29 protein-coding genes are annotated in these 26762 nt (G+C 48.1%); 21 read left to right on the top strand and 8 right to left on the bottom strand.

Going from position 1 to position 26762, the window contains the following annotated elements; genetic code table 11:
* Positions 1-42 precede the first annotated feature (42 nt).
* Entirely contained in the window at positions 43-396 is a 354-nt protein-coding gene (locus SIB68_RS02300) for a rhodanese-like domain-containing protein (protein ID WP_063400434.1), read from the top strand.
* Positions 397-1612: 1216 nt separating this feature from the next.
* On the opposite strand, the gene SIB68_RS02295 is transcribed toward SIB68_RS02300, so the two are convergent.
* The 3 genes from SIB68_RS02295 to SIB68_RS02285 form a co-directional block, all read right to left on the bottom strand.
* Positions 1613-2038, bottom strand: coding sequence for a hypothetical protein (locus tag SIB68_RS02295; RefSeq protein WP_063400432.1), 426 nt, complete (start codon positions 2036-2038; stop codon positions 1613-1615).
* 22 nt (positions 2039-2060) lie between these two features.
* The gene (locus tag SIB68_RS02290) at positions 2061-2537 is read right to left on the bottom strand and encodes a pentapeptide repeat-containing protein (RefSeq protein ID WP_063400431.1); all 477 of its coding nucleotides are present in this window, start codon (positions 2535-2537) and stop codon (positions 2061-2063) included.
* Between the two features lie 231 nt (positions 2538-2768).
* A complete protein-coding gene (locus SIB68_RS02285; RefSeq protein WP_063400430.1) occupies positions 2769-3701 on the bottom strand; it encodes a DMT family transporter in 933 nt (310 codons plus the stop codon).
* Positions 3702-4339: 638 nt separating this feature from the next.
* Between SIB68_RS02285 and SIB68_RS02280 the strand changes: the two genes are divergently transcribed.
* On the top strand, positions 4340-4720 hold the full coding sequence (locus tag SIB68_RS02280; RefSeq protein WP_063400689.1) for a YraN family protein: 381 nt from the start codon (positions 4340-4342) through the stop codon (positions 4718-4720).
* Between the two features lie 251 nt (positions 4721-4971).
* Positions 4972-6327 (top strand): NADP-specific glutamate dehydrogenase, encoded by a 1356-nt coding sequence (gene gdhA, locus SIB68_RS02275; RefSeq protein WP_063400429.1) that lies wholly within the window; start codon positions 4972-4974, stop codon positions 6325-6327.
* A 319-nt stretch (positions 6328-6646) separates the two neighbouring features.
* On the opposite strand, the gene SIB68_RS02270 is transcribed toward gdhA, so the two are convergent.
* On the bottom strand, positions 6647-6976 hold the full coding sequence (locus tag SIB68_RS02270) for an autotransporter outer membrane beta-barrel domain-containing protein (RefSeq protein WP_196757134.1): 330 nt from the start codon (positions 6974-6976) through the stop codon (positions 6647-6649).
* Between the two features lie 61 nt (positions 6977-7037).
* Here SIB68_RS02270 and rsmA point away from each other — a divergent pair, with 61 nt between their 5' ends.
* The 12 genes from rsmA (at position 7038) to SIB68_RS02210 (ending at position 17816) form a co-directional block, all read left to right on the top strand.
* Positions 7038-7880, top strand: coding sequence for a 16S rRNA (adenine(1518)-N(6)/adenine(1519)-N(6))-dimethyltransferase RsmA (gene rsmA / locus SIB68_RS02265; protein ID WP_063400428.1), 843 nt, complete (start codon positions 7038-7040; stop codon positions 7878-7880).
* Positions 7877-8836: a 4-(cytidine 5'-diphospho)-2-C-methyl-D-erythritol kinase gene (gene ispE, locus SIB68_RS02260; protein WP_063400427.1), complete on the top strand. Its 960-nt coding sequence runs from the start codon at positions 7877-7879 to the stop codon at positions 8834-8836. The genes rsmA and ispE overlap by 4 nt, the downstream gene beginning before the upstream one ends.
* Positions 8833-9189: a DUF3082 domain-containing protein gene (locus SIB68_RS02255; protein ID WP_063400426.1), complete on the top strand. Its 357-nt coding sequence runs from the start codon at positions 8833-8835 to the stop codon at positions 9187-9189. The genes ispE and SIB68_RS02255 overlap by 4 nt, the downstream gene beginning before the upstream one ends.
* Positions 9190-9195: 6 nt before the next feature.
* Positions 9196-9330, top strand: coding sequence for a hypothetical protein (locus tag SIB68_RS02250; protein WP_268874314.1), 135 nt, complete (start codon positions 9196-9198; stop codon positions 9328-9330).
* Positions 9331-9392: 62 nt separating this feature from the next.
* Positions 9393-10376 (top strand): pyruvate dehydrogenase complex E1 component subunit beta, encoded by a 984-nt coding sequence (locus tag SIB68_RS02245; RefSeq protein ID WP_063400425.1) that lies wholly within the window; start codon positions 9393-9395, stop codon positions 10374-10376.
* Between the two features lie 3 nt (positions 10377-10379).
* A complete protein-coding gene (gene secD, locus SIB68_RS02240; protein ID WP_063400688.1) occupies positions 10380-11867 on the top strand; it encodes a protein translocase subunit SecD in 1488 nt (495 codons plus the stop codon).
* A 3-nt stretch (positions 11868-11870) separates the two neighbouring features.
* Complete coding sequence (gene secF / locus SIB68_RS02235) at positions 11871-12950, top strand: protein translocase subunit SecF (RefSeq protein ID WP_063400424.1); 1080 nt, start codon at positions 11871-11873, stop codon at positions 12948-12950.
* The gene (locus tag SIB68_RS02230) at positions 12943-13167 is read left to right on the top strand and encodes a hypothetical protein (RefSeq protein WP_063400423.1); all 225 of its coding nucleotides are present in this window, start codon (positions 12943-12945) and stop codon (positions 13165-13167) included. Before secF ends, SIB68_RS02230 begins: the two co-directional genes overlap by 8 nt.
* 436 nt (positions 13168-13603) lie before the next feature.
* Positions 13604-14152, top strand: a complete 549-nt coding sequence (locus SIB68_RS02225; protein WP_063400422.1) for a hypothetical protein — start codon at positions 13604-13606, stop codon at positions 14150-14152.
* A gap of 1408 nt (positions 14153-15560) precedes the next feature.
* Positions 15561-15800 carry a Nif11-like leader peptide family natural product precursor gene (locus SIB68_RS02220; protein ID WP_063400421.1) on the top strand — a complete coding sequence of 80 codons (240 nt, stop codon included), beginning with the start codon at positions 15561-15563 and terminating at the stop codon, positions 15798-15800.
* A gap of 525 nt (positions 15801-16325) precedes the next feature.
* Entirely contained in the window at positions 16326-17399 is a 1074-nt protein-coding gene (locus SIB68_RS02215) for a class I SAM-dependent methyltransferase (protein ID WP_063400420.1), read from the top strand.
* A 96-nt stretch (positions 17400-17495) separates the two neighbouring features.
* Positions 17496-17816, top strand: a complete 321-nt coding sequence (locus SIB68_RS02210) for a hypothetical protein (protein WP_063400419.1) — start codon at positions 17496-17498, stop codon at positions 17814-17816.
* Between the two features lie 17 nt (positions 17817-17833).
* Here the strand turns inward: SIB68_RS02210 and SIB68_RS02205 are convergent, their stop codons facing one another.
* Entirely contained in the window at positions 17834-18106 is a 273-nt protein-coding gene (locus SIB68_RS02205; protein WP_074160286.1) for a hypothetical protein, read from the bottom strand.
* A 54-nt stretch (positions 18107-18160) separates the two neighbouring features.
* On the opposite strand from SIB68_RS02205, the gene SIB68_RS02200 reads away from it, so the two are divergent.
* Positions 18161-18415: a DUF6439 family protein gene (locus SIB68_RS02200; RefSeq protein WP_063400417.1), complete on the top strand. Its 255-nt coding sequence runs from the start codon at positions 18161-18163 to the stop codon at positions 18413-18415.
* A 167-nt stretch (positions 18416-18582) separates the two neighbouring features.
* Positions 18583-18909, top strand: a complete 327-nt coding sequence (locus SIB68_RS02195) for a DUF3104 domain-containing protein (RefSeq protein WP_328586783.1) — start codon at positions 18583-18585, stop codon at positions 18907-18909.
* Between the two features lie 618 nt (positions 18910-19527).
* Here the strand turns inward: SIB68_RS02195 and SIB68_RS02190 are convergent.
* A complete protein-coding gene (locus SIB68_RS02190; RefSeq protein WP_081215513.1) occupies positions 19528-20022 on the bottom strand; it encodes an ATP-binding protein in 495 nt (164 codons plus the stop codon).
* Positions 20023-20086: 64 nt separating this feature from the next.
* Complete coding sequence (locus SIB68_RS02185; protein WP_063400416.1) at positions 20087-20803, bottom strand: GUN4 domain-containing protein; 717 nt, start codon at positions 20801-20803, stop codon at positions 20087-20089.
* A gap of 39 nt (positions 20804-20842) precedes the next feature.
* On the opposite strand from SIB68_RS02185, the gene mnmH reads away from it, so the two are divergent.
* Genes mnmH through SIB68_RS02165 form a run of 4 tightly spaced genes read left to right on the top strand, consistent with a single transcriptional unit; the run spans position 20843 to position 24437 of the window.
* The gene (gene mnmH / locus SIB68_RS02180) at positions 20843-21943 is read left to right on the top strand and encodes a tRNA 2-selenouridine(34) synthase MnmH (RefSeq protein ID WP_063400415.1); all 1101 of its coding nucleotides are present in this window, start codon (positions 20843-20845) and stop codon (positions 21941-21943) included.
* 25 nt (positions 21944-21968) lie between these two features.
* Positions 21969-22322: a photosystem II reaction center protein Psb28 gene (gene psb28 / locus SIB68_RS02175; protein ID WP_063400414.1), complete on the top strand. Its 354-nt coding sequence runs from the start codon at positions 21969-21971 to the stop codon at positions 22320-22322.
* A 34-nt stretch (positions 22323-22356) separates the two neighbouring features.
* Complete coding sequence (locus tag SIB68_RS02170) at positions 22357-23439, top strand: AI-2E family transporter (protein WP_063400413.1); 1083 nt, start codon at positions 22357-22359, stop codon at positions 23437-23439.
* Positions 23436-24437 (top strand): AI-2E family transporter, encoded by a 1002-nt coding sequence (locus tag SIB68_RS02165; RefSeq protein WP_063400412.1) that lies wholly within the window; start codon positions 23436-23438, stop codon positions 24435-24437. The genes SIB68_RS02170 and SIB68_RS02165 overlap by 4 nt, the downstream gene beginning before the upstream one ends.
* Before the next feature lie 594 nt (positions 24438-25031).
* On the opposite strand, the gene glnA is transcribed toward SIB68_RS02165, so the two are convergent.
* A complete protein-coding gene (glnA, locus tag SIB68_RS02160; RefSeq protein ID WP_063400411.1) occupies positions 25032-26453 on the bottom strand; it encodes a type I glutamate--ammonia ligase in 1422 nt (473 codons plus the stop codon).
* Between the last annotated feature and the right edge of the window lie 309 nt (positions 26454-26762).

The raw sequence follows: 26762 nt of genomic DNA, 5'->3' as shown, positions 1-26762 counted from the left end.
TCGAGATGAACGAAACTCACATCAAAAGCCAATCATTTAACGATGAATCAGTCCACTCCAACCCCTATTTCCGCAAAGGAACTGCATCGCTGGTTGAGCGACTCATCCTCTCTACCAATCTGTGTGGATGTGAGAGAAGACCAGGAGCTTGAGTTAGCCCCATTCCCAGCCGATGTGCTGCATTTGCCGCTGAGTCGATCTTCTGATTGGATGGAAACTCTGCCTAAACTATTACCAAACGACCGTCATGTCGTCGTGATTTGCCATGCTGGCATACGCAGTTGGAAGTTCGGGACCTGGCTTTTAGAGCAGGCTATTGGTTATCAGGTCTGGAATCTAGAAGGCGGAATCGAAGCTTGGAGCATCAATGTCGACTCAAGCGTGCCCCGCTACTAAGCAAGGATTCAAAACACATGCAAAGCTCCAGATTGATCTAGAACTAGGCTGGCATTTATCCTAGTGTAGGAATCAACTAAAGATTTGTCATCTAACTCGATCTGTTCAGAGGTTGAACAATTAAAAATAGGTCTCATCACTATCTATGCCAGCAATAGCCAGGCATAAAAAACGCAAAAATTCTAATAGCTCTTCTAGAAAGAAGGGCAGTCATCAAATGCAAAGGTTGCGAGATGAAGACCATCTCAAATTTACAATCGCGCTGGAAAAACCATTTTGAGCTCACAGATACGACTACTTTGAGGGTGAAGCGATTGATTGAGCAAGATTTGCGATATGAAAAGGATCCGACCTGTTCATAAAGACTTAAACAGAAGAAACTGAAAGAATTATATATAAATGAAGAGCCTTGAAAAAACCTGAGACTGAATCAGCCTTGACATATCTGCAAAAGTAATTGATGCTTTATTACACAAACTATTCGTCATTGATTTTTAAAAAAATCTTCCAGCCTTCTATCTACCTTATAGGCTAAGATCCTAAATTGAGGAACTTAAGCCTCACCATCATGCTGCGACATTGTGATTGCAGAATAGGCTTTCAAATCGATCTATTGCTTGATCTGCTAGCCTAGCATTAGCACCAACGGCAAGAATTAAGCGCATTTAACCGCATTTGCAGATTGGCATCTCCACAGGCATGTGTTGTTGCTCTGACGATGGAAGCAGCTGAAAGACTTAAAGAAACTAGAATTTGTGTTGATTCCACTTTTTGATCAAACTGCCGAAAACATCTCTTTGGCCTGAGTTGAGGTCAAATTGCTTTTTTACGGGGTTTGCTAGGGACATCCGCATTGATGGAATTGCTGTTACCGCTAGAACTCCAGCAAGAACTACACGAAGCAATCTAGTGAGAATCAAAACAATCAAACCAGTGTTGTACTTCATCGGTAAGGGTTCAAATGATCAGAGTTAAAGGACAGTCTCCAACCAAAGGTTCTGTAGTTAACAATTCAGATCTAAACCCTTTTCTACTCTAACTCAACCCTTCAAAAGAAGGATTCTATCGTTGAATGTTGCCTTCTCTCGTTAATGAGACTTTTACCTAAGCCCTCCTTGCAGATGCCCTTTGCTTCGATCTTTGTCTTAAGAAAAGCTATCCAGGCTAAGCACTTTCATAACGTGGCTTGATCTAGCCGGATTCAGTTCTAAGACGATCAAATCTCGTCTTCATGTTCAAGAAGCAGCTGCCCGAAAGCAACATAGAGACTTTCCTCTGTGCTGCCAGGCGTCAGCGGGGGTGTCTTGGCAACGGTCGTTTTACCTTTTCTGGCGGGGGAGGATCTGTCGAGGGGGTTCATTTCGCCTTGTTGTTGGCGAACTCCTTCAAGCGGCTCCTGGATTTGTCGCTTTGCTTCGGCGTCCTTAAGGCGGGCCATCAAGTGGGGAGGAACTGTGCCATCAGGGCTCACCTGCATCAATTCCTGGAAGAGGGCCTGGGGATTGTCTTCGGTTTCGATGCGATGGCGACGTTTGCTTGCCCGAGGCTCTGCTGTACTTGAAGCATCTGGTGTTGGCAAGGGCCGGGGTAACTGGCGACCCAGTTCACGTAGACGTTCAAGACTGTTGGGATCGAAACTCATCGGAGTGGTTGGCGTGGAGTATTTAGCTGCAGCCCAGGCTGTCTGCAGTGTTGCGACCTGTGATCGGATTGGTTCCCTCCGCCACCTCACACAGCGTTGTGAGCGCATCGCCTCGCAGGGGCACATTGGTGAAGTCAGCACCTGTAATGGTCACGTTTTTGAAGCGGGTGTTGAAGGCGAAGGCGTCCTCAAGAACTGCATTGGTGAGATCAGTTCCATCAAATATGGCGGAATCAAGTGTGGAGTCTCGCAAGTTGGTGTTGCTGAGGTTGGCATCGTGAAGCTTGGCTCCAAAAAGGGTGGATCCTTCTAGATCACTCCCAGACAGATTGGCCTCGCGCAGGTTCGCAAGATTAAATGTGTCGCCTCGCAGATCTTGGTTCGAGAAATCTGCATTAACCAAAACCTGTTGGGAATGATTCATGATTGCCCAGCTTGGTTGCGGCGGCAATAGAAGTAGAAGGACAGCAGCAGCAAGGCCAAGTAGTTGGGAGAACATTGGGATAGGGGTTAAATAGCTAAACCATAGGTCTATAGGTCGAGGAATGATGGCTCATGAGAAAGAAGTTTGCTGAGCTACGCATCCGCATCCCCATGAACGCTTCTACGAGATCTATCAACATTTAGTCATGAAACTTCTAAGTAGGTAATTTGTGATGTTAATTGCAAAAGAATAAATTCATTAATCAATACAAAAACTACAAGACTGTTTAAGGATTTACCATATAAATTATTGCCTACCTACTAATTCACGAGTTGGCTTCCACTCACTCGCAAAGACTGCAAGCGCTAGAATCACCAGAGAAACATAGGTACTTGCTGAAAGCTTGTTATGCAGGAAAACAACTCCTAGAAAAACTCCTACTAAAGGAACTAGATAGTTAACGAAGCCGGCAAATGTAGCTCCAGCAAGACCAACAAGACGAACATACAACACATAAACCAGACCTCCAGCAAAAGCACCCTGAGCAACCATTGCTAGCAGCGCATTACTCTCTAAAGGGTGGTGCGTTAAAGGTTGGCCAAGCAAAAGCAGTAGAGCTCCTAACTCGACGGCACCACAAAGAAGTATATCTCTTGCTATTCTTATCGGAGTACCCATCTCTGGCAGGGTTCTAATCAATACAAGACTAATCGAAAAGCTGAATGCAGCGGTTAAAATTGCAGCACTTCCAAGTAGGCTGTTGCCTTGTTGAGACTGGCTAGCCTGAGGCCATAGCAAGACAACAACACCTGCAAAACCAAGGGCAATACCAATAAACTTTCCTCTCGTAACTGGCTCACTGCGAACAAAAACAACAACTAAGATTAAGGTAAAGATTGCTACAAGTGAAATCAGGATCGCCGCAATAGAACTGTTGACATATTGCTGACCCCAGGCAACAAGGAAGAAAGGAAGAGTTGCTTCAAAAAAGCCTATCATAATGATTTGACGCCAATAACTAATCTTTGAGACAGTATTATCATGAGCTTCAGGCAAGATAAACAAGAATCCACTCAGTGTTAGGGAGCCAATCGTCGCTCTAAGCCATGAAACTGCTTGAGGAGTAAAGACCTCTAGAGCAAGATCATTAAGTAAGAACTGAGAACCCCAGATTAGAGCAATCAAGATGAGAAGTACATATCGAGATCTAGATCCCTGGATTTGATTTGTCTGTCCCATCTATTTTCTAGCTATATATATTTTCATTCTACTGGCATAAGAAGTATCCTAGTTCATATACCTAAGAAAGCTTAGCCCTATCATCTGAGCATGATCAATTGATTCATCTGAACCCTTTCCATATTAGCCTAAGCTTGTAATAACAACAAGCGTAAAAATATGGTTATTCCATTCATCTTGTTCACAGTTATAGTATTGATGTTCATTCATGCTGCTTTGTATTAGAATTTAACTCTGCACTACTGACAGCAAACCTCCTCAATCGCTACCATTTAGCAATCCCAAAGCAGAGACAACTCTTCCAAAACAGATCGTTCAATGGATTCACTGATGAATGCTTTTGTCAAATAGGCTCAACACTGATATTCTATCAATCAAGGCTATCACCCGCTGAATCAAAAAGTGTATAAATAGATTTTGAATGCATCATAATCTAAACTTTATCAGCAATAAAAATTACTGGGCCTAGCATATCTTATTGAGCTTAGCTCTAAAGTAATGAATCTGCCTATCACTTTAATAAGCAATAATTGGGGCATCATTCTCTGAAACTTCTGGTGTTGAATTCATACGTACTGCTTTGTGGGTTGGTACAACATCGATGCATGGGTGGAATTCTCATGTGAATGCAGCAGCAAATGATGGAGTCAACCCGGAAGGGGAGTTGGGGCGAAGAGCGGGTGTTACGCCTGCTAAGAAAACGCGGATGGCAGTTGGTGAGTCAACGTTGGTCATGTCGCTATGGCGAGTTAGATCTTGTGCTTGAGAAGCAGCAACGACTGTTGGTTGTGGAAGTGAAGTCTCGTCGTTGTCGTGGATTAGATCATTGGGGATTGGGTGCCTTTAACAAGGAAAAGCAGCTGCGATTGAAGCGTGCGATTGGATGTTGGCTGGCAACTCATCCTTACTTCGCTGAACACAGCTTGGAGTTGGTGTTGGCGTTGGTGCCCTTACCGCCGAATCGAAACACACTCTATTGGATTCGAATTGACGACCTTGACATTGATGCTGCTGATTAAAGCAACTCAATTCTTCATCTCTTGAAGACAGATTGCTGACAGTTCCTTAACTTCCTCAACTGTTTGCTATGCGGATAAAATGCATCATAAAACTGGATCAGGCTGTTGTCTGCTTATTGCCAAGTTTTTCATGATTCCTGAGAATGCCTTGGTCATACTTTTAAGCTGATCTGGATAATATTCTGTATTAAAGTCACTTTAGGCGCTTGCCATGAAATCATACTAAATGACTTCTTGAGAAAGGACAGCTGATGTCTGATGCTACTAGCCATGAGATAGATCATTTCATGAAAGGTCTGATGAAGAGAAATCCTGGAGAGCCTGAGTTTCATCAAGCCGTCCATGAAGTTGTTGAAACTCTAATTCCTTTTATTCTTTCCAACCGTGTTTACAAAGATGCACAGATACTGGAGCGGATGACGGAAGCTGACCGCGTCGTTATCTTCCGAGTCTGCTGGGAAGATGATTCAGGCAATATCCGCACAAATCGAGCATGGCGTGTACAGTTTAATAATTCCATTGGCCCTTATAAAGGTGGAATACGTTTCCATCCCAATGTCACCTTGAGTGTCCTGAAGTTTTTAGGTTTTGAACAGACCTTTAAAAACAGTCTTACTGGTCTGCCGATGGGTGGAGGGAAGGGTGGATCTAACTTTAATCCTAAAGGTAAAAGTGACCGGGAGATAATGCGATTTTGTCAATCTCTGATGATTGAACTTCATAGACATATTGGTGAAGACACAGATGTACCTGCTGGTGATATCGGAGTCGGTTCTCGTGAAATTAGTTATATGTTCGGTCAGTACAAGCGCCTTGAAAATCGGTTTAGTGGAATCTTGACTGGCAAGGGGCTGTCATTCGGTGGAAGTCTTGTTCGTACTGAAGCGACGGGTTACGGATGTGCTTATTTCTGTGAAAATATGCTAAATCATATAGAGGACTCTCTCGTTGACAAAATATGTTCCATCTCCGGTTCTGGAAACGTAGCCCTCTACGCAGTTGAAAAGGCCATTGAACTAGGATCCAAAGTTGTTACTCTTTCTGACTCAGATGGTTTTGTACACGTCCCAAACGGCATTAATCTCGATATGCTTGCGTTTGTCAAGGAGCTAAAGACTGTTCGCCGTGGGCGAATCCATGAATTTGCTAACCACTACAAAGGCGTTGATTTTTACGCAGGAAAGCGTCCATGGAATGTTCCCTGTGATATTGCCTTCCCTTGTGCTACTCAAAATGAGATTAACCGTGCAGATTCACAGGAACTGATCAACAATGGTGTTAAAGCAGTTGTTGAAGGTGCGAACATGCCAACCAATCTTGACGGCATTCATGAATTTCGTCATGCAAAAGTAATACTTGCTCCTGCCAAGGCTGCAAATGCTGGGGGTGTCGCAGTCTCTGGCCTTGAGCAGAGTCAGAATGCATTGCGTCTATCTTGGAGTCGTGAAGAGGTCGATCAACGCTTAAAGTCAATTATGTTGGAAATTCACTCCAAATGTGTTCAGCATAGTCATAAATACGAAGACTACACTGATTACATTACAGGAGCCAATATTGCAGGATTTACGAAAGTTGCTGATGCAATGCTGGCTTATGGAATTGTTTGATTTTATATCAGTGTATACATATGATTATGTTCGACTGAGGCCGAATCAAAAGGGACAGGTAAAGTTTCATGATTTTTACACTCTGTGTATCAGGTTGACGATGATAGAATTTTAATAATCTCTCTTTTTCATTGTGCCTGCATAGATTGCAAAAAAACCAATAAAAATACAGATTTTCTTGAAGTCGTTATTAGATGTGACCGTCAATATCGAAACACACTCGATTGGAACTGAATTGACGACCTTGACATTGATGCTGCTGATTAAAGCAACTCAATGGATCAAAAGGGTTGTGTAGATTTTTTGGCTTGAATCAGAATTAGAAGGTAAAACCACCAGAAGCTCTCCAATCGCTGTTTCGGTTGAATGAATCCCAGATTTCAACGCCACCACGTGCATAGACCTTGAATAATGTGGAGCCAATGTTGTGAGTGGTGTAATCGAGCCCGACTTCCAAAAGCACGCCATTTTGATCGTCTTGGTGGGATGAGTAGGAAACGGTGTTATCGGTATAGATGAAGCCAATTGTTTGAGCTGGGTTGTTTTGATCCCAATCACGTAGCCATGCGGTGCGCAGACTTCGAACAATCAGGGATCTATCGCCGCTTTTGATTGGAACAGCGAGTTTGACTCCGAGTTCTGTCTGCAGCTTTTTTTATATCTTCAATCAATTGCGCCGCCCTCTATACCGATTGGTGCAAAGTTGAGTGATGGCCTTTTCCGGACATCACGCTCGCAAACGCTTTGCTCAACACTGGCTGATCGATGCCGCTGTGTTGACTCAGATTCTCGATGCAGCTGATGTTCAACCAGATGATCGTCTGCTGGAGGTAGGTCCTGGTCGTGGAGCACTCACTGAAAGGTTGTTGGCCTCTTCTGCCTCTGCTGTTCATGCTGTTGAACTTGATCGCGATCTTGTCTCTGGCTTGAGGCAGCGTTTTGCGGATCAAGCTCGCTTCAGCTTGCAAGAAGGTGATGTGTTGTCTATTCCATTAACTCTTGCTGATGGCCGTGCTGCGAACAAAGTGGTGGCCAATATTCCCTATAACATCACCGGTCCTCTGCTTGAGCGTCTTCTCGGTCGCTTGGATCGACCTGTTGATCATCCCTATCAACGCCTTGTGCTTCTTTTGCAAAAGGAAGTCGCTCAACGAATTCGTGCCTTGCCCGGGCAGAGCTGTTTTAGTGCTCTAAGCGTGCGCCTGCAGTTGCTCGCTCATTGCACAACTGTTTGCTCAGTGCCGCCTCGCTCTTTTAAACCGCCGCCGAAAGTTCATTCTGAGGTCATCCTGATTGAACCTCTTGCGCCTGAACAGCGCCTTGAGCCACTGCTCGCCAAACGTGTTGAATCTTTGTTGCGTCAGGCTTTTTTGGCCAGGCGCAAAATGCTGCGCAACACTCTTGCCAAGGTTCTTCCTGCCGCTGAACTCAATGCTCTTGCTGATGATCTTGGCATCAGCCTTCAGCAACGCCCCCAAGAACTGTCCCCTGCCACTTGGGTGGAATTGGCCAGGGGTTTGAATCGGGCGGAGCTAGTAGACCCTGAGCCATGACCATATCTAACCCTTCTGCTGCTTCAGGGCATCTGGTTAGCGTCTCGGCGCCAGCCAAGATCAATCTCCATCTTGAGGTGCTTGGCCTCAGGTCTGATGGTTTTCATGAGCTAGCGATGGTGATGCAGAGCATCGAACTCGCTGATCAACTTCATTTCCGCAATACGGCTGATGGCACCATCAGCCTTCGCTGCGATGATTCCAGCCTCAGCACTGCTGGCGATAATTTGATCGTGCGAGCTGCGCATTTATTACGTGAGCGCTCAGGGTTCTCTGAACTTGGTGCTGCGATTGAATTGCAAAAACGCATCCCAATTGGAGCTGGTCTTGCGGGCGGTTCAAGTGATGGTGCAGCAACACTGGTGGGGTTGAACGCTCTATGGGGTCTCAGTTTTTCTCAGCGTCAACTTGAAGCATTTGCGGCTGAGCTTGGCTCCGACATGCCCTTTTGCCTGGCAGGTGGAAGCCAATTGTGTTTCGGCCGTGGGGAAAGGTTGGAATCGCTACAAGCGATGAAAGCATCAATGGCCGTGGTGTTGGTGAAGGATCCATCAGTGAGCGTTTCAACCCCCTGGGCTTATGGACGCTGTAAGGAGCTTTTCAGTAGTCGGTATCTTTCACAGGAATCTGATTTTGAGCAACGTCGTCAGCAGCTCAGAGAATCTTCTTGGCTGAATCCTTTGCGGGCTGATGATCCGCCACCTCTGCGCAACGACCTTCAGGAGGTGGTTGCCCCCGAAGTGTTTGCTGTGCAAACCACATTGAAGTTGCTCACTGATTTGCCTGGTTCTCTTGCAGTGGCGATGAGTGGATCTGGTCCAAGCTGTTTTGCCCTTTTTGCTGACGTTGCTTCAGCTAAGGCTGCGCTTCAGCTCCAACAGCCTGCCTTCGCCGCAGCTGGTTTAAGCAGTTGGTGCTGCGCGTTCCGCTGTGAAGGCATCAAACTGGAAGCATGAGCGATTCCAAAAACAGCTCTTTCGAGACGGCAGATGCAGAGTCATCCACCACATCATTGGCAGAGACGCCTGCGACACCACGCAAGGGCCCGCTCAGTTTTCTGTCTGGGGCAATCACCAGTGGACTTTTTGCCTGGCTTTGCCTGATTTTGAGCCAAAAGACAGTGACTTATTTTGCTCTTCATTCGCCTAATTACAGCTCTGCGATTGCCCAAAGCATTGCTTCGGGGTTTAAAACCTTGGTAATCGGCATGTGTTTTCTGGCCACATTCAGCTTTGCCTTCATTGGTTTTGGACTAACCCTTGTGTTTATTCGCAGTTTGTTTGCTGGCAAGGAGCCAGATGCTGCCTAGCTTTTGTTGATTGACAGCCTGATTGCCGATTCAGGACTTCTAAAGATGACGCCTCACGATCTCGGTCAGTTAGTGCTGTTGCTCTCTCCTGGTCTGTTGCTGTCCGTTTTGCTGCTTTCAGCATTTGCCGCAGGAGGCTAATGCTGCGCAGGCTGAGATAGCTTGGCCTCATCCGCCGGCATGGCCGGGATTGCAACGAAAACGTGTCAGGGACGCTTCTATTTAATGCTCTTCGAGATGCCATCGATGAAGAGATGGCCAGAGATTCCCATGTTTGTGTGATGGGAGAGGACGTCGGCCAATACGGCGGCTCCTACAAGGTCACCAAGGATCTCTACGAGAAATATGGCGAGTTGCGGGTGTTGGATACACCGATTGCCGAGAACAGTTTTACGGGTATGGCCGTTGGCGCCGCCATGACTGGCCTACGCCCGATTGTGGAGGGCATGAACATGGGTTTTCTGCTGCTTGCTTTCAACCAGATCTCCAACAACATGGGAATGCTTCGTTACACCAGTGGCGGAAATTTCACAATTCCCACCGTGGTGCGTGGGCCTGGTGGTGTGGGACGCCAACTCGGTGCTGAACATAGTCAACGACTTGAGGCCTATTTTCACGCTGTGCCTGGGATCAAGATCGTTGCTTGCAGCACGCCAACAAATGCCAAGGGCTTGATGAAAGCCGCGATCCGAGACAACAATCCAGTTCTCTTTTTCGAGCATGTGCTGCTCTACAACCTGATTGAGGAGCTCCCAGACGGTGATTATGTCTGTGCCCTAGATCAAGCAGATCTAGTTCGTGAGGGTAAAGACGTCACGATTCTCACCTATTCCCGTATGCGTCATCACTGTCTCAAGGCTGTTGAACAGTTGGAGGCAGACGGCATCGATGTGGAATTGATCGATTTGATTAGTCTCAAGCCCTTCGATATGGAGACCATTGTTCGCTCCATCCGTAAAACCCATCGGGTGATTGTGGTTGAGGAGTGTATGAAAACTGGTGGGATTGGTGCTGAGTTGATTGCGCTGATTACTGAGCAGTGTTTTGACGAACTCGATGCTCGCCCAATTCGCCTCTCCAGTCAGGACATTCCCACTCCCTATAACGGCAAATTGGAGAATTTCACGATCATTCAGCCTCATCAGATTGTTGAAGCGGCTCAGCAGATTGTTCTTCAGGGGCTTTGATTGATGGCACGTCAACAGGGCTGGTTTGCGCTTATTCTTGCTCTTGCCATTGCGGCAGGTTCTGTCACTGCAAGCTTTCCGCTTGAGTTGGGCCTTGATCTTCGTGGTGGCAGTCAGCTCACTCTTGAAGTGCAGCCCGCTGGTGAGATCACGCGCGTGAAAGCCGAGCAGCTAGAGGCGGTCAAAGCTGTTTTGGATCGTCGCGTCAATGGCTTGGGTGTTGCCGAATCCACCCTGCAAACCATTGGTGACGATCAACTGGTGTTGCAGCTTCCAGGTGAACAGGATCCCTCCAGGGCTGCCAAGGTGCTTGGCGAGACGGCCTTACTTGAGTTTCGAGCTCAAAAACCTGGCACAGAACAGGAGATTCGCGGCCTTCAGCGCCTAAAACGACAGGTAGAGAGCATTCTCAAGTCCAAGCGGGAGCGTGCGATATCCGGAGAGTCTCCCTCTGATGATGAACTCGACAAACAGCAACTTGTTGAAGCGCAGCAGGCCTTTGGTTTGCAAGGCAGTGTTGGCAGTGAGGTCGAGCAGCTGGAACAGTTGAATGAGAAAGTCAGCATCAAGATCGCTGAACTCTTCGAGCCCACGTCCTTAACCGGGAAGGATCTAGTTACAGCTGGGCGTCAGCAACAGCAGAACGTTCCTGATAGCTGGGAGGTGACACTTAGCTTCAACCGAGAAGGCGGAGATCAATTCGCCGAGCTAACACAATCAATTGCTGGCACAGGTCGTCTACTTGGCATCGTTCTTGATGGAAGGTCGATCAGTGAAGCCAGCGTCGGGGAACAGTTCAAAGCCGCTGGCATTACTGGTGGTGCGGCCACGATCAGCGGTAATTTCAATGCTGAAGATGCCCGCGACCTGGAAGTTCAGTTGCGAGGTGGTTCGTTGCCATTACCAGTAGAAATTCTCGAGGTTCGAACCATTGGTCCCACCCTTGGTGCTGAAAACATTCGCCGCAGCTTGATCGCAGCGCTCTCTGGTCTCGCCTTGGTGGCTGTTTTCATGGTGGTGGCTTATCGCCTTGCGGGCTTGGTGGCGGTGTTGGCATTGAGTCTTTATGCCCTGTTCAATCTCGCTATGTATGCTCTGATTCCTGTCATCCTTACCCTGCCTGGGATTGCGGGTTTCATCCTCAGTATTGGCATGGCAGTGGATGCCAATGTGCTGATCTTTGAGCGTGTCAAAGATGAATTGCGGCGTGGCAACACCTTGATTCGCTCGATCGAGACTGGATTTTCCCAGGCTTTGTCATCGATCGTTGACGGCCATCTCACCACTCTGATTAGTTGCGCAGCGCTCTTTTTTCTGGGTACGGGTTTGGTTAAAGGTTTTGCCGCCACCCTCGGCATCGGTGTTGTGCTCAGTTTGTTTACGGCATTGAGCTGCACTCGCACTCTTCTGCGTTTTTTGATGGGCTATCAGGCTTTGAGGCGACCTACCAACTTTTTGCCTGCCAAACAGTTGCCTTCTTCTCTCGCCTGATCCATGGCTGTTTCATCATCTTCAGGAACTCCTCAACGCCCACTGAGATTTGAACTTTGTCGTCAACGACGACGCGTTTGGGGAATCTCAGGCCTGTTTGTGGTTTTGAGTTTGGTGGGCTTGATCCTCTGTTGGCTGAACCCTTCGATTGGTGCTCCCCTTCGTCCAGGACTTGACTTCACTGGTGGAACTCAAATCCAGCTGGAGCGCAGCTGTAGCAAGAGCTGTCAGTCGCTGAAAACCACAAGTGTTGAAGAGGTTTTGGGGGCTCTTGAGTTACCCGCTGACAAAGACAAGGTTGCTCCAAACCTCTCACGAGCCAGGGTTCAGCTTCTTGATGGGGGTCAGTCTCTGGTCTTGAGGTTGCCCTTCCTCTCTGCTGCTCAGGGGCAAGCTGTCATCAAGGCAATGGATCCTGTAGCGGGTCCGTTTCAGAGTGGTGGTCAATCGGTCGACACCATTGGCCCAAGTCTGGGAGGCCAATTGCTGCGCAGCAGCTTGATTTCTCTTCTGGTGGCGTTCACGGGAATCGCTATCTACATCAGCCTCCGTTACGACCGTCGCTATGCCCTCCTGGCCCTTGTGGCCCTTGCCCATGACGTGATCATTGTTTGTGGGATATTCGCTTGGCTGGGCCTGTTGATAACGCTTGAGGTGGATAGCCTCTTCGCGGTAGCGCTGCTCACCATTGCCGGCTACTCGGTCAATGACACTGTGGTGGTCTTTGACCGGATTCGTGAGCGCAGTCGTGAAGACAACTCACTGCCACTGACGGAACAGGTTGATCGTGCCGTATCCGCGACCCTCACAAGGACCCTCTACACCAGCGGTACGACCCTGCTGCCTCTGCTCGCTCTGATCCTTTTTGGCGGTGCAACGCTCTACTGGTTTGCGGTTGCACTTGCTCTTGGAGTGGTGGTTGGTAGCTGGTCGAGTATTGCTCTAGCCCCTTCATTGTTGAGCCTCTGGCAAGGCAATGGTCCTCCGGCAGGGCCTTTATCAGCCCCTGCTGCTGCTCCACAACCGCCGTTGTCTTCCTCCCAGCCTCCGATTGAGGGAGGAAATACGATTTCAGATGGCTGAAAGGGCCCGCTCCCGTGGCCTATCTGGCGATCGTTGGTTGCCCGTTCTTCTTTTGGGTCTGTCTCTCTGGGATTTACGAACAGAGTTTCTCTTGCTCTGGGAGCATTTCACCTTTACACAGTTGATTTTTGCTGTTCGCCATCACTGCCTTGCTGTGATTGTGCTGTTTTGCAGTCCTTCGCTTTGGCGCCGATATGGGGTCTCGCGGAGGCGATGAGAAGCTGAGGGTGACATTAACGGGCCACAGGAAGATTCAGAGATAGATTTTTGGATGAGCCTTGAAGGAGAATTTTATTGTTTTCCCAGCCAAAGGATTGCCCAATATCAATACCAGACATATCCTTACTCTATCACTTTAAATATCCAAACTCCTCCGACTTTTAGCCTTTTGATTCTGCTTTTAGTCGAGCACATCGCCACTTTAATCTTAAACAATTTTTAGTGAAGATTGATTTCTTGATTTAAGAGAAGTCTAAAGGCTAAAAAAGATTATCTTCTTCAATTAATCTGTCACATTCCCTAAAACGTACTTATGTGCAAATTTGTGTCAACCATGCTCCAACTAGCAAATATGTCCTTATGCTAAATTGCGAGCCTTTAGATTAGTGTACTCAACATATTGTCAATCCTTATGCTCTCTAATGTAATTAGTTATGTCAATTAATCCTTCTGGTCTTATTCATTATGGTCTGGCAAGTCATTTATACAATGCTTCAGGGCGCGATGGAATCGTCGAATACAGTATATTTGAGCCTTATGGATCGAGCAGACCTTGGAATATTGGAGTTTCTAGGCAAGAGGAAGCGCTTATAGACTCTGTTTTTGACTGGGTTGAAAGCTTTACGCGACTTGATTTTGTTGAGGTTGAATCTACTTATGCTGATATAAATATATCAAAGATCGGATATTTTACTGATGAGAATGATAACATTATCAATGCAATACGTGGAGTTACTGTCCAGAGAGATTGGGGCTTCGAAGTTATTTGGGCTGATGAATATGGCAGTAGGCTTAGCATAGACGAGGCCGAAGTTATTTGCCATGAGATATTACATTCATTAGGCTTAGATCATCCCTATGGTGATGGTGGACATGCTGGATATACATCATTTGACACGATCATGAGTTATAATGATTTAGATCCAGGCTTTAATCCGCCAACATTATCAGATATGCAGGCTTTGCAATTGCTTTGGGGTTGAACATCTAATGATGATTGCATAGAGCAGGCAGCAACTTTTATGATTAGAATAAGTATGCATTTAAGAACGGTTTAAATAATACGATAACTAGATTCAAAACCTCTCAACTTAGGAGACTGGACAGGATTACGATGCTTATCATAAACTAGTTAAATGAAAAGAGTAATATTTTTAGAAGCTCTTCGATTGTCTTCCCTCTGCGAACGAATACTTCTAAGAGATAAATAGATTTATCAATATCTTCACCTACAAGAGGATCTGCCAAGTTTATTATTGATTAACCTCGAAAATGAGTTGTTTCCTAAATTAATAGTCTATTGGCACTTCTTATTGGTTTTCTTCAATTAATTTCGCCCCTGGGGGCAGCCTTTTAAGTGAGTCTGCATATTGCTCCTTTAAGTTGGGCCGGCAGTATTACCGCGCAATCAGTTGGGATAAGAAAAACTCCATCAAGCCAGCCTGACAGCAAATACATGCAGATGCAACGATCAGCGGGAAGAAGTGCACCACAATCGAAGCCGGGCTTGGCAACACTCGTTATCGCTGCAGAGTGCACTTTACCGATCCTCAATAAAGAGAAACTAATGTTATCTGAAATGGCGAATTAGTTCGGGTTGAGATCATTAAGTTGAGCAGTAAGAAATCAGAGATAGCAATGGCATTTTCAGCCTATGCCGCTGCATTCATCGTTGTACAAGGCAGCTAAAAGGTTCCCTTGATGATTTCTATTTCGGCTTAGCAGCTCAAGCAGGTTTTGATCCCCACAGGTATTGGCAAGTGAACTTTCAATCTGACTTGCCAGCTTGATCCATGGGGCCTGTGGGATGCCAATGCCCAAGAGCCTGGCCTATCTAACAAAATCAGCAAGGGCGGGTTCTGCACCGATGGGCTTGCATAGCCATTCAGGCCTGGCTTGAGAGCGCAGTGACGACTGGAGTTGACAAGGCGACGCTTGCAGGCTAGTACATATGTACCGCTTTCAATTCATGGCGCCTGTTTCATCTCCATATGCCACCTTCAAAGCTGAAGATTGGTCGGATGCATCACCTCAGCCAATTTCTCAGTGCGCGAGAATGGTTAGCCACAAGATCCACAAGCGCCTAACTGCAAACGTTTCTCCTGCAACCACAAGAATAGGAAATCAGCCCCAATGGTGTTCTTTCATTCAAGGTGACCTATTTCAGGACAGCCTTCAGCATTGAAAAAGGGATGAACTCCACAGAAGCTCAACGACAGAGCTTCGCAGGAACCTAAGCAAAGCAGGTTTGCACTATTTCTAAGCACATCGGCCAGCCAAGCAAGATATCAATAGCAAAATTCTCTGTAAACATGAACAACTTATATGATTCTCTTCGAGAGTATTTCCCATTTATAGTAAAATCATTGTCTTCTTCATTCTTTGATCGGCATGCCAGAGGAGGATCTGAAAGCGTTGCTTTCCAAAGTTGCATCAGATCCGGTGCTTCAGCAAAAGCTTGAAGCACAACGTGTTGACACTCATTGGTTTGTGGTGCTTGCCAAAGAAGCTGGATTCTCTATCACAATGGACAACCTCAAGAAACAAGCTCAGACTTTAGAAAGTAAAGACCTTCAGCAGGCTGATGGAGTGCTCAATAATCAAACTGCAGACGAGCGCCCCTGGCTATGAAATTGTAGACGAGTAGCAATTTAAACTAATCTAGTCAAAGAATCTTTCGCGATTTGGTTCATCTCTTCATTCCTTCTAATATCAACCGAACGCTCGCTATATTAAGCTTACAAAGATTTTCACTACAAAGTATCACGGATATTGTTGATATGCCCTTTGATTTGCATTACTCCTTAATACTAAGACGCGTGTCTCTAGAATGCATTTGGATCGCCTATCTTCTTTCCTATAGTATCAATTTCAAAGGCCAATTAATTAGCAACAAATCAATGGATGCTTCCAATAGTTATTACTGAGTATCCTTACGATTAGGGCTTTAGCCATTGGTCTTTCTTCGTAACTAGATCCTGGTCTGTTGAATTAATCTACAAAAAATTAGGCTTAAAGCAACCACAAGCGAAAGCTTCGCGAAGCATTTCATATGCATTGTCATAGATCCTTAATTGAATAGGCAAGGCTTATAATCTGAGATCTCAGCAATTGCAAGGCTGATCCGCTGACATAGAGCACACCCAAATCAGGTTTATGGCGCAGCCAAGCCTCACCAAGTTCGCTTATCAAACCCTGCAGCAGAGCAAGACTCTTGCGGGCCTGGCCCACAAGGAATTGAGCACCAAGCTGATGGAATTGCTGGCACCTGATGCGATGCCAAGCATTGAACCGATTCCGCGAGAATTGCTGATGGAGCTGCGCAGCTCAATGTCAGCTCTCGAGCAACTTGACTGGCATGAAGCTGAGCAAGGCATTTATCCAAAAACGCAGCTCTTTGAAGCCCCTTGGTTGGAATGGGCGAGCCGTTACCCCTTGGTCTGGTTAGATCTTCCCTCGACATGGCAGCGGCGCAAGGCACGCAATATTCATGATCTGCCGAACGATGTCGATTCAGAGATCTATCCCGATTACTACCTGCAAAACTTTCATCATCAAACCGATGGCTATCTAAGCGACCACTCTGCAGAACTTTATGACCTGCAGGTAGAGATTCTCTTTAACGGCACTGCAGACTCCATGCGGCGCAGGGTTTTAGCGCCTCTCAAGCGCGGGCTGAAACGCTTCCAAAGCCGCAGCTCCGCCAGTCTTCGGGTGTTGGATGTCGCAACCGGAACCGGTCGAACCCTGCAACAGATTCGCAGCGCCCTACCCAAAGTTGAACTGCTGGGGTTGGATCTATCAGCAGCTTATTTACGTCAGGCCAGCCGCTCGCTCAACAGCCGCAATGGAGAACTCGCGCAACTGGTGCGCGGTAATGCTGAACAGCTGCCGTTTGCTGATCAAAGTGTGCAAGGCATTACGTGCGTTTTCCTGTTTCACGAATTGCCGAGCGAGGCACGGCAGAATGTTCTTGACGAATGCTGGCGCGTGCTCGAACCAGGCGGGGTTTTGGTCCTGGCAGATTCTGTACAAATGGAAGACTCGCCCAAGTTCATCCCGGCCATGGAGAACTTCCGGCGGATATTTCATGAGCCTTACTACCGCGATTACATCTCCGACAACATTGAGGCACGTTTCCAAGCAAGCGGTTTTGAGGGCATTGCTGCCGAGTCTCACTTCATGACACGAGTTTGGACTGCTTTCAAACCGCTCCAGACCAACGCTTAAGCGGGTTTCCTGACACTCGGTAGTTCAATCGAGTCTCACAAATAGGGTGCTCTTGTTAGATGCACAATCCGGTGTATTTTTTCCTGAAGGGACAACATGAGTAATCCCTTTCAACTGCGGTGGTTACAGGGCTGGACCTTCCAAATTGTCTTAATGGAAGGCAAAGTGCAAGTCGAGGCTCAAGGGTTTGGGATTTACCTGCGAACGGCATTACTTCACGGTGAAAGCCCCTCAGCCGCTGCAGACCGACTGGTCCTTGCAGAAGATCAACGACGGCAGTCTCTTCGTAATGCTTGGATGCGCGGTCAACAGACTTCAAACCCTAGCGAGATGCCACTGCCTCCTCTGAAGCATGCCATTCCAGATATCTCTAAGTCACTTTTAGTCGTCGAGCAGGATCTACTAACAGCCGTTTGATCTGAATTCAAACGCAATTACCCGCTCTGGCTGAGCCACCAACCAAGGGCAACTCCAGGTCCACCCCAACGCAAGGCCCGCCAAATCCACTCTCCAGACGACTTAGGCCGCAACCATTGTTCTGAAGGCATTTCCAGTATCTGACGCGCGAGCTGCCTCCTCTGTTTGCTCCGTCTTGCTGCCAGCATCTTGGAAGATCGTTTCAGTCTGTCCTGGCGCTGCCCCAAAAGCACCAGCCTTGATAGCCCATGCAGCCAACGGAGTTGAACCTGACGTGGCCGTATCACCATTCAGACGGCGTTTACTATCACCAGCAAAATAGACCAAGTGAACCGCTGATAAAGATGGGAATCAAACAAGCTGAATGGCCAATTGAGGTGCAACGCCAGGCCATGGAGCTTCATGCTCAGTTAAGCCTCAATGATCACAACTGGCATCAACAAAAAGGAGATGCCGACCGCAGAGCTGCAGAGCTTCTTGCTGGAGCCTTAGTCCAGCTGCTTCAAGGTGGAGAACGCTCTGATGTTGAAGCCCTTACCGATCAAAGTCTGCGCTGGCTAAGGCGCGAACTGAAAGCTCCTGGTTGCGGCAGGAATTAAGACGGTTGTTGCAACAGGAATGGCCTTTGCAGCAATGGCCCTAATGCTCACGCAAACCTGCATCAGAACTTCCCATTCATGCCGCTGGCTGTGCCTGCAGCGATCGAAGCAACCCACAATCACTCAACCAGGCAAAGCGCGATACCCATGCTAGGACTGATGTACTAATGCTCAGCAGGTTGGTGTCGCTAACGAGGGCCACAGAAGTAGGTCCAGGCTTTTTGCCAGAGGAATCAATCTTCCTTGCTGTTACTTGTGGAGATGTGGTGATTGTTCAAGACAATCAACGGCATGCGCCTGAGAGTTGGTGGATGGGAGAAGTGATTCATATTGTCTCTGGAGCTAGAGGCCCTGACCCGTCTCTATTTCAGGTCGCTTGTATTGATACTGGTGTAATCAAAACCGTCAATGCTGATCAAGTCACAAAGGTGGTCCGATCAATTAGCTCTCAACATCAACAAAATGCATGCATTAGTGAGAAGTCAGCAACTTGACAAAACAGCAGGCATTATGACTTTATCGCTTATAAAGAGCAGAAAGTAAGACGAAACAACGTTGGATCGATTTGCTCATATTATAGAGGGGATCATTTTAAAAAACCTTGGCGAATTAAATCATGAAGGCGCTATTTCATGCTGAATGAGAAAATTTTTCTTACGCTCTTTTTGCATCCATAACACTCTATGAAAATGATTATAGAAGAGATGATTGATTTACTTTTTGCCGATTAGGCTTAACAAAAGCAAGGCTTGGATAGAGAAAATAGTTCTCTATTTGAAAATAGAGACAGATCACTTTTCAACGGCAAGTTTCCTTTCAAGAAGTCCACTAAGTCCATGCTTGGTCTCCATGAAGAAGGGCTTTCAGTTGGCTATAGCATTGCAGCAAATAGCGATTGGCTAGAGGCAAGGCCTGCTTCAAGTAGAAGTGGTCTATCGATGAATGAAGCTGTTGCAGTACTGAAATACGAATTAAAAAGTTAGAATCATGCCGACACTACTTACGCTGTGATTGAAACAATGAATGGATCCACGTTCTTGCTTGATTATTAATTAGATGGTGAATACATTTCAGCTTCGCTTCTAATTATTAGCTGTTATGATTAATAGCATTCAAGTTTGTACGCATTTAGCAGTCTTAAGTGCTTTGGGACGTCGACAGGCTAGTTGCAAGCGATTGCCGCGCTGGCTCCAGCGCACATCATCAAAACACTGATAAATCAGAAACATTCCACGTCCACTATTGGCTTCAAGTTGAGCTGGAAGGCAACCAACTCGAGCATTGAGCGGTACACCGATCCCTTCATCCTGGACCTGCCAAATCATCCAGTTAGGCGTAAAGATTCGACGAACTCGCAGAGATTTGCCTGGATCTCCGCAATTGCCATGTTGCACCGCATTCACCAAGGCCTCCTGCAATCCGAGCTGTAGGCGATAGCTTGTGTCCTGACAGACAACAGGTTCAAGCAGGATCTCCAGCAAAGGATTGAGCTGCAGAGTTGAAGGAAGAATGAAATCAGCCCAACGAAAGAGCGGGGCCACCCCTTGAGGGCTAACGCTGAATAGAAGCCTAGAAGCTGCCCGTGGCCAGGAAGACATCAGGACCATTCAGACCTGTTTTGACCATAACCGTTCGCGTGCTCTAGGCCGGTGCCTCAAGCTGAAATCTGCTCTAAAGGCGGGCTGCAAGTGATGGATGATGCAACAGCGCATCCATTAAGCGCACACCCCGTAGCTGATTAATTAAAGGCATATGCCCCTCAGGGGCAGAGAGAGACCAGGTAAAGGAACCTGGATAACGTGTCCATGTTCCATCCTGTTTCCAACCAATACGAGCCCAGAGGCTGTGATACCTGCCATCGAGAGCGTTCAGCAAGCGCGCTTGGGTCGTAAACCCAAACCTTCCTTGTGAATAGGCAGTCCAGAGACGATCGATTGTGACCAGGTCGAGGCCATTGATCGCATGCACCTCACTGAAGTAAACGTAACCACGCTGCTCGGCTCCAGGTCCTGCGAGCTTGCGCAGAGTTGCACTGGTGAAGCGATCAGCCTCTTCAAAGTTTTCGGCAAGCAGCTCGAGTTGCAAAGGCTCATAGTCGATCCCCACAGCTGATGGGGTCGAGAACCAGCCCCTCGACTCGCTGCTCAACAGGCTGGGCAAAACCTGCGACTGATGACGCTGAAAAACCTGCAGAATCCATCCTGCAGCCCAGTCGTCTCCCTCTGGGTCAAAAGAGGCAAGAGCTGCTTGCCCTAATGCAGCCAGCTCTTCTGCCCGTTCTTCAATCGATGTCACCAAGCTGAGCCGTTGACGCTTTGAACCACTGGTGAATCGTTCCAGTAGTTCTTCAACGCTCTGGTTGGTGGAGGGGGGGGGACCGGAGATCATGGATCGAAACCGGCTCTTCTGGCTCGGCGCTGGCCCACTATGTCAGGAATGGGTACCAATACTCCTTACTCGATCGAAAGATTCCGTCAGGCCAATGGTCCGGTTGTGGACGTTCGCAGCCCAGCTGAATTCAATAAGGGACATTGGCCAGGTGCGATCAACCTTGCTCTCTTCAACGATGAGCAACGGGCAGCGGTCGGCATCACTTACAAAAAGAAAGGCCGTCAGCAAGCGATCAAGCTGGGTCTTGAGTTCACAGGTCCAAAGCTGTCAGGTCTTGCTGAAGCCCTGACGAAACTCAGCAGAGATCCAGCCACTGAATCAGAAGACGCCTCTGCATCTGATCTACGCATTTACTGCTGGCGAGGAGGCATGCGCTCCGCGAGTGTTGCTTGGCTAGCGGGTCTTCTGGATCTCAAGCCTGTAATTTTGGAGGGTGGATACAAGAGCTATCGGCGATGGGTGCTGCAACAATTTGAGAAAACCTGGCCTTTGCGATTACTCGGTGGACGAACAGGCACGGGCAAGACTGATCTGCTCATTGCCATGGCACAACGGGGGGTCGCTGTCGTAAACCTTGAAGGTTTGGCGAACCATCGGGGCAGCAGCTTTGGTGGGTTGGGCTTACCCCCACAACCAAGCACTGAACATTACGAAAATCTCCTTGCCGAAGGTTTACAGCGGTGTCAAAACAGTTCTGCTGATGAAATCTGGCTGGAAGCAGAAAGTTCACAGGTGGGTCGCTGCAGAATCCCCCGAGCACTTTTCCATCAGATGCAAATGGCACCAGTGTTGGAGATCAACCGTTCACTTGATGAACGGGTTGCTCAACTGGTTGATGTGTATGGCCAGCATGGCCGTGAGTCTTTGCAGGAAGCGACCCAACGCATCAGCCGTCGTTTAGGCCCACAGTGCACACGACAGGCCTTGGATGCAATCGCTCTTGAGAACTGGGACCAAGCCTGTCGCGCCATGTTGGATTACTACGACCGTTGCTATGACTACGAACTAAGCAGGACCCCTCAAAGACAAAGCGTGGATCTTTGCGGACTGAACACAACCAAAGCCGCTGAGATGTTGATTGAACGAGAACTTGTCAGATCAAGCCCCAAGCCACAGCTGGTTATGAACTCAACGTAAGATCCATATCTTGTCGTAGAGATCAATGGCTAAAGCGAACAAAACTGCGGCAATTCAGTTCACACGTGGTGTTGATGAACCTGTCGTTCCCGACATCAAACTCACACGCAGTAGTGACGGCCGTACCGGCAGAGCTCTTTTTGTCTTTGATCAGCCAGAGATCATGGCCCCGGAAACGTGGGCAGGTATCACCGGCATGTTCATGATCGACGAAGAAGGCGAACTCGTGACGCGTGAGGTGAATGCACGTTTTGTGAATGGCAAACCAAGCGCACTTGAAGTCACCTACGTCTGGAAATCAGAAGAGGATTTTGAACGCTTCATGCGTTTTGCTAAACGCTATGCAGCTTGCAACGGTCTGGGTTACTCCCAAAACTAAGGCGAGAATGCAAAGGCTGGCTGCCTGAAGACGGGTGAAATTCTCCCAATGGCTTGCTCTGGCTGCACTGATGGCCACGGGTGTGCTGTTTTGGAGCCTTAGAGAGGTGCTCATCCACCTCTTTGCAGGCGTTGTTCTTGCCATGGCTCTCTGCACTCTGGTGGGTGAGCTGCGCTCAAGGAAACCCATGCCTCGCAGCATGGCCCTCCTGATCTGCTTGGTCGGTCTTGTGCTTGTTGTGAGTATGGCGACCGCCATTGTGGTGCCCCCCTTTACAGAGCAGTTCCACCAATTGCTTTTACAACTTCCTTCAGCAGCGAAAGAACTCTGGAAGCTGGCCATCGGCGCCATCAACCAAACCTCTGCAATGGTCTACGGAGTTAACAACAGCAATGTTGACTGGGAAGAACAGCTGTTTGCAAATGGGTTAAATGCATTACCAGATGGTGCAAGCTTGGCCTCAGGAGTGAGGGAAGGCCTGCAAGGCCTTCTGGGCCTTGCAGGCAACCTCGGCAGCGGCTTGGTGCAACTCCTGTTTGTGTTGGCAATGAGCTTGATGATGGCCGTACAACCCACGGCATACAGAGATGTAGCCATCTCGTTATTGCCTTCGTTTTATCGGCATCGAGCCCGCTCGATCCTGAGCCAATGCGGAGAGGCTCTGAGCAGCTGGATGGTGGGTGTACTGATCAGTTCCTTTTGCGTGGCCCTGCTTGCCGCAATCGGCCTTTCACTACTTGGGATCAAGCTCGTAATGGCGAATGCTTTGCTTGCTGGAATGCTCAACGTGATCCCAAATGTGGGGCCTACCTTGAGCACGATCTTTCCGATGTCGGTAGCGCTACTTGATGCACCCTGGAAAGCAGTCGCTGTGCTTGGGCTCTATGTGGTGATTCAGAACCTGGAAAGTTATGTGATCACTCCATCAGTGATGCATCACCAGGTGAAATTGTTGCCTGGGCTGACTCTCACAGCCCAGTTTGTATTCACAGTGGTATTTGGTCCTCTTGGCCTGCTGTTGGCGCTGCCACTCGCTGTTGTGCTGCAAGTGTTGATTCGCGAGGTGGTCATCCACGATTTGCTTGATCCCTGGAAGAAAAAGCGATTGGCGCCATGAATGCCCGCACCCTTCTTGTCGCACTCACTCTGGTGGTGCTGGCTTTACTCACCTGGCAGTTGCGTTGGGTGTTGTTGGTGCTGTTTGGAGCAGTGGTATTAGCAGTAGCACTTGATGTCCTAATTGAAAAACTTCAGGACCGCCTCTCCTGGCCTCGTCCCCTTTCTCTAGCAGTGGTGCTGGTGGTGCTGCTACTTGGCGGTGCCTTGATTTTCCAGCTGCTGGTGCCTGAGTTGATAACCCAGGTTCAAGAGTTGGGCAACCTCGTGCCCACCCTGGTGACCAAGCTGAAATCGATGCTGGTCAGCAACCCTCGACTGATGAATCTGGAAGAGTCTTTTGCCGAACAGTTCAGCTGGGATCGGATCCAACCCTTGGGCACTCAATTGCTTGGTGTTGCAGGCGGAGCCGCCAACAGCCTGATTCAGTTGTTGTTGATGAGCCTGCTGGCTGTCTTGCTAGCGCTAGATCCTGCATCCCATCGCCAAATGGTGATTGCTGCAACACCTCGGCCTGCGCGACAGGAGATGGCTGAATTGCTTGATCAATGCCGTTTGGCTCTTGGTGGCTGGCTGGCTGGGATGACGATCTCAGCCACCAGCGTGTTTGTACTCACTTGGGCAGGGCTTGCACTGCTCAAGGTTCCTCTGGCCCTATTGAGTGCATTGGTCTGTGGCTTGCTGACCTTCGTCCCCACCATTGGGCCAACGGCCGCCTCCCTGTTGCCATTGGCCATGGCCCTGCTTGTTTCACCCCTGCTAATGCTGCAAGTGCTGGTATTGCGGCTGATTTTGCAGAATCTTGAGGCATTTTTGCTCACCCCGCTGTTATTGCGGCGTACGGTCAACCTGCTTCCCACCGTGGCATTAATGGCTCAACTGAGCTTGGGCGCCTTATTGGGTCTACCAGGGGTGTTGTTGGCTCTGCCACTTGTGGTGGTTTTACAGGTAGGAATGGAGCAGGTGGTTGTTAAACAGATCATGGATCGTTGGGCATAATCATCCAACAATGTTCGCTTGATATCAGGCCGCCATTCATAGACAGAAATCAGAATTAAAAGCAATTTGGATAACGACAACCCAATCGACAAGATCTATCCTTTCTCAAATACGAAATAGCGCTCTTGTGAACTACGCTGAGGATTCACTGGCGTCTTTTGCCAGTGATTAAAATGACTCTTATTCTTGACAATGAGAACCGCTTGATTTCAAGAATAAGAGCTTACCGGTTTCTTCTTCATTAATCAGTGCAAACTCTTGCAATTAAATCCATCTAAAAGTCTATTTTCCTGAGCACTTGCCATTACATCTAGAAGGCTTACTATTGAGATACGATTACTTTAAATCACACCATCTCTTTTTATGTTCACATTTGATTTCATATATGTTTGCCTTCATACTTATTAGCTATTAACCTCTAATCTCTTTTCAATGTCAAAACGCCTCGGAGAAAACTTTTCATGAAAAAAATCACGACTCCCAGAATGCCAGGCTATTAAAAAGTCCCCGCTTAGCTAGCGGGGACATCAAAGCTAGTTTAAACGAATAACTTCCCCTGTTTTTTCAAACAGATGGTGATCTTTTCACCCAACCTCAAGCGTCGTAATACATGGTGAATTCATGGGGATGAGGCCGTTGACGCAATTGCTGCACCTCTTCGTATTTGATATCAATCCAGTTGTTAATGAAGTCTTCAGTGAAGACTCCCCCTTCCATGAGGTAGTTTTTGTCTGCATTTAACGCTTCGAGTGCACCATTAAGTGAAGCTGGCACTGTGGGGATGCTGGCAAGGCGTTCTGCTGATAGTTCAAATAGATCCTCATCGAAACCATCGCCAGGGTCAATTTGGTTTTTAATGCCGTCAACGCCCGCCATCATCATTGCGCTGAAAGCTAGATAAGGGTTAGCCAAGGCATCACCTGGGCGGAATTCAAGACGCTTGGCTTTCGGGTTTGGGCCAGTGAGCGGAATACGAACAGCTGCAGATCGGTTGCCCTGGGAATAAACAAGGTTTACAGGAGCTTCAAAACCTGGCACCAAACGCTTGTAGCTGTTGGTTGTGGGGTTGGTGAAAGCCAGGAAGGAGGGAGCATGCTTAAGGATGCCGCCGATATACCAGCGAGCCGTCTGTGACAAGTTGGCATAGGTGCCTTCCCCAAAGAACAGAGGCTGGCCTCCTTTAAAGAGGCTCTGGTGAACATGCATCCCGGTGCCGTTGTCGTTGAACACCGGCTTGGGCATAAACGTTGCCGTTTTGCCGTATTTACGTGCAACATTCCTGACGATGTACTTGTAAATCATCACGTTGTCCGCAGCTTCAATCAGCTCAGCGAACTTCATCCCCAATTCATGTTGGCCAGCACCAGCAACTTCATGGTGGTGCTTCTCCATCGGGATTCCTAATTGCCCCATCAGCAGCAGCATTTCGGAACGGATGTCCTGGGCGGTGTCGTTGGGTGGAACCGGAAAGTAGCCCTCTTTCAGTTGGATCTTGTAGGCAAGGTTGCCGCCTTCTTCGATGCGGCCGCTATTCCAAGCGGCCTCAATCGTGTCAACGCTGTAGAAGCAACCACCTTCTCCGGAGTTGTAGCGGACATCGTCAAAGATGAAAAACTCTGGCTCAGGGCCGAAAAAGGCTGTATCAGCAAGGCCGGTGCCGGCTAAGTAACCGAGGGCTTTTTGGGCAAGCGCCCTGGGGCATCTGGCATAGGGCTCGCCGCTACGAGGTTCCCGAATGGAACAGATCAAGCTAAGAGTCTTATGGCGATAAAAGGGGTCGATCCAGGCCGTACTGGCGTCGGGCACCATATCCATATCTGATTCGTTGATGGCCTTCCATCCACGGATGGAAGATCCATCGAAAGCCAAGCCATTAGTGAAGGCTTCCTCATCAATCAAGTCCGAACAAACTGTGAGGTGCTGCCACTTGCCGTGCAGATCAGTGAACTTGAGGTCAATCAGTTCAATGCCCTCGTCCTTGATCTGGCGGAGGACGTCTTGGGGTGATTTGCCCATGGCGAAGATGAGGCCGAGCCGGCGATAAGAGAGCGACCGTAATCAGCCGCATGGCCTCCTTTTTGTAGCAACAGGTACCTTCTAATGAAGCCTTGTTTCCTTTCTGGGTGGATTCCGTAACCGTTTCTGTCAGCTTGAGCTGATCTAAGGCTGGGTGAACGTTATGGCTGGATCACTGATTTTGATTGTTTAGCTTCTAAATCCCTCAACTCGACCAACTCGACCAACTCGTCCATTCGTCCATTCGTCCTCAATGGCTGATCTCATCACAAGATTGATTGGTTGCTAAAACAATCATCTTTCAGCCTT

This window comes from Prochlorococcus sp. MIT 1323 (assembly GCF_047304905.1).
GTDB lineage: Bacteria > Cyanobacteriota > Cyanobacteriia > PCC-6307 > Cyanobiaceae > Prochlorococcus > Prochlorococcus marinus_D.
This window is presented reverse-complemented; position numbering and strand designations above follow the sequence as displayed.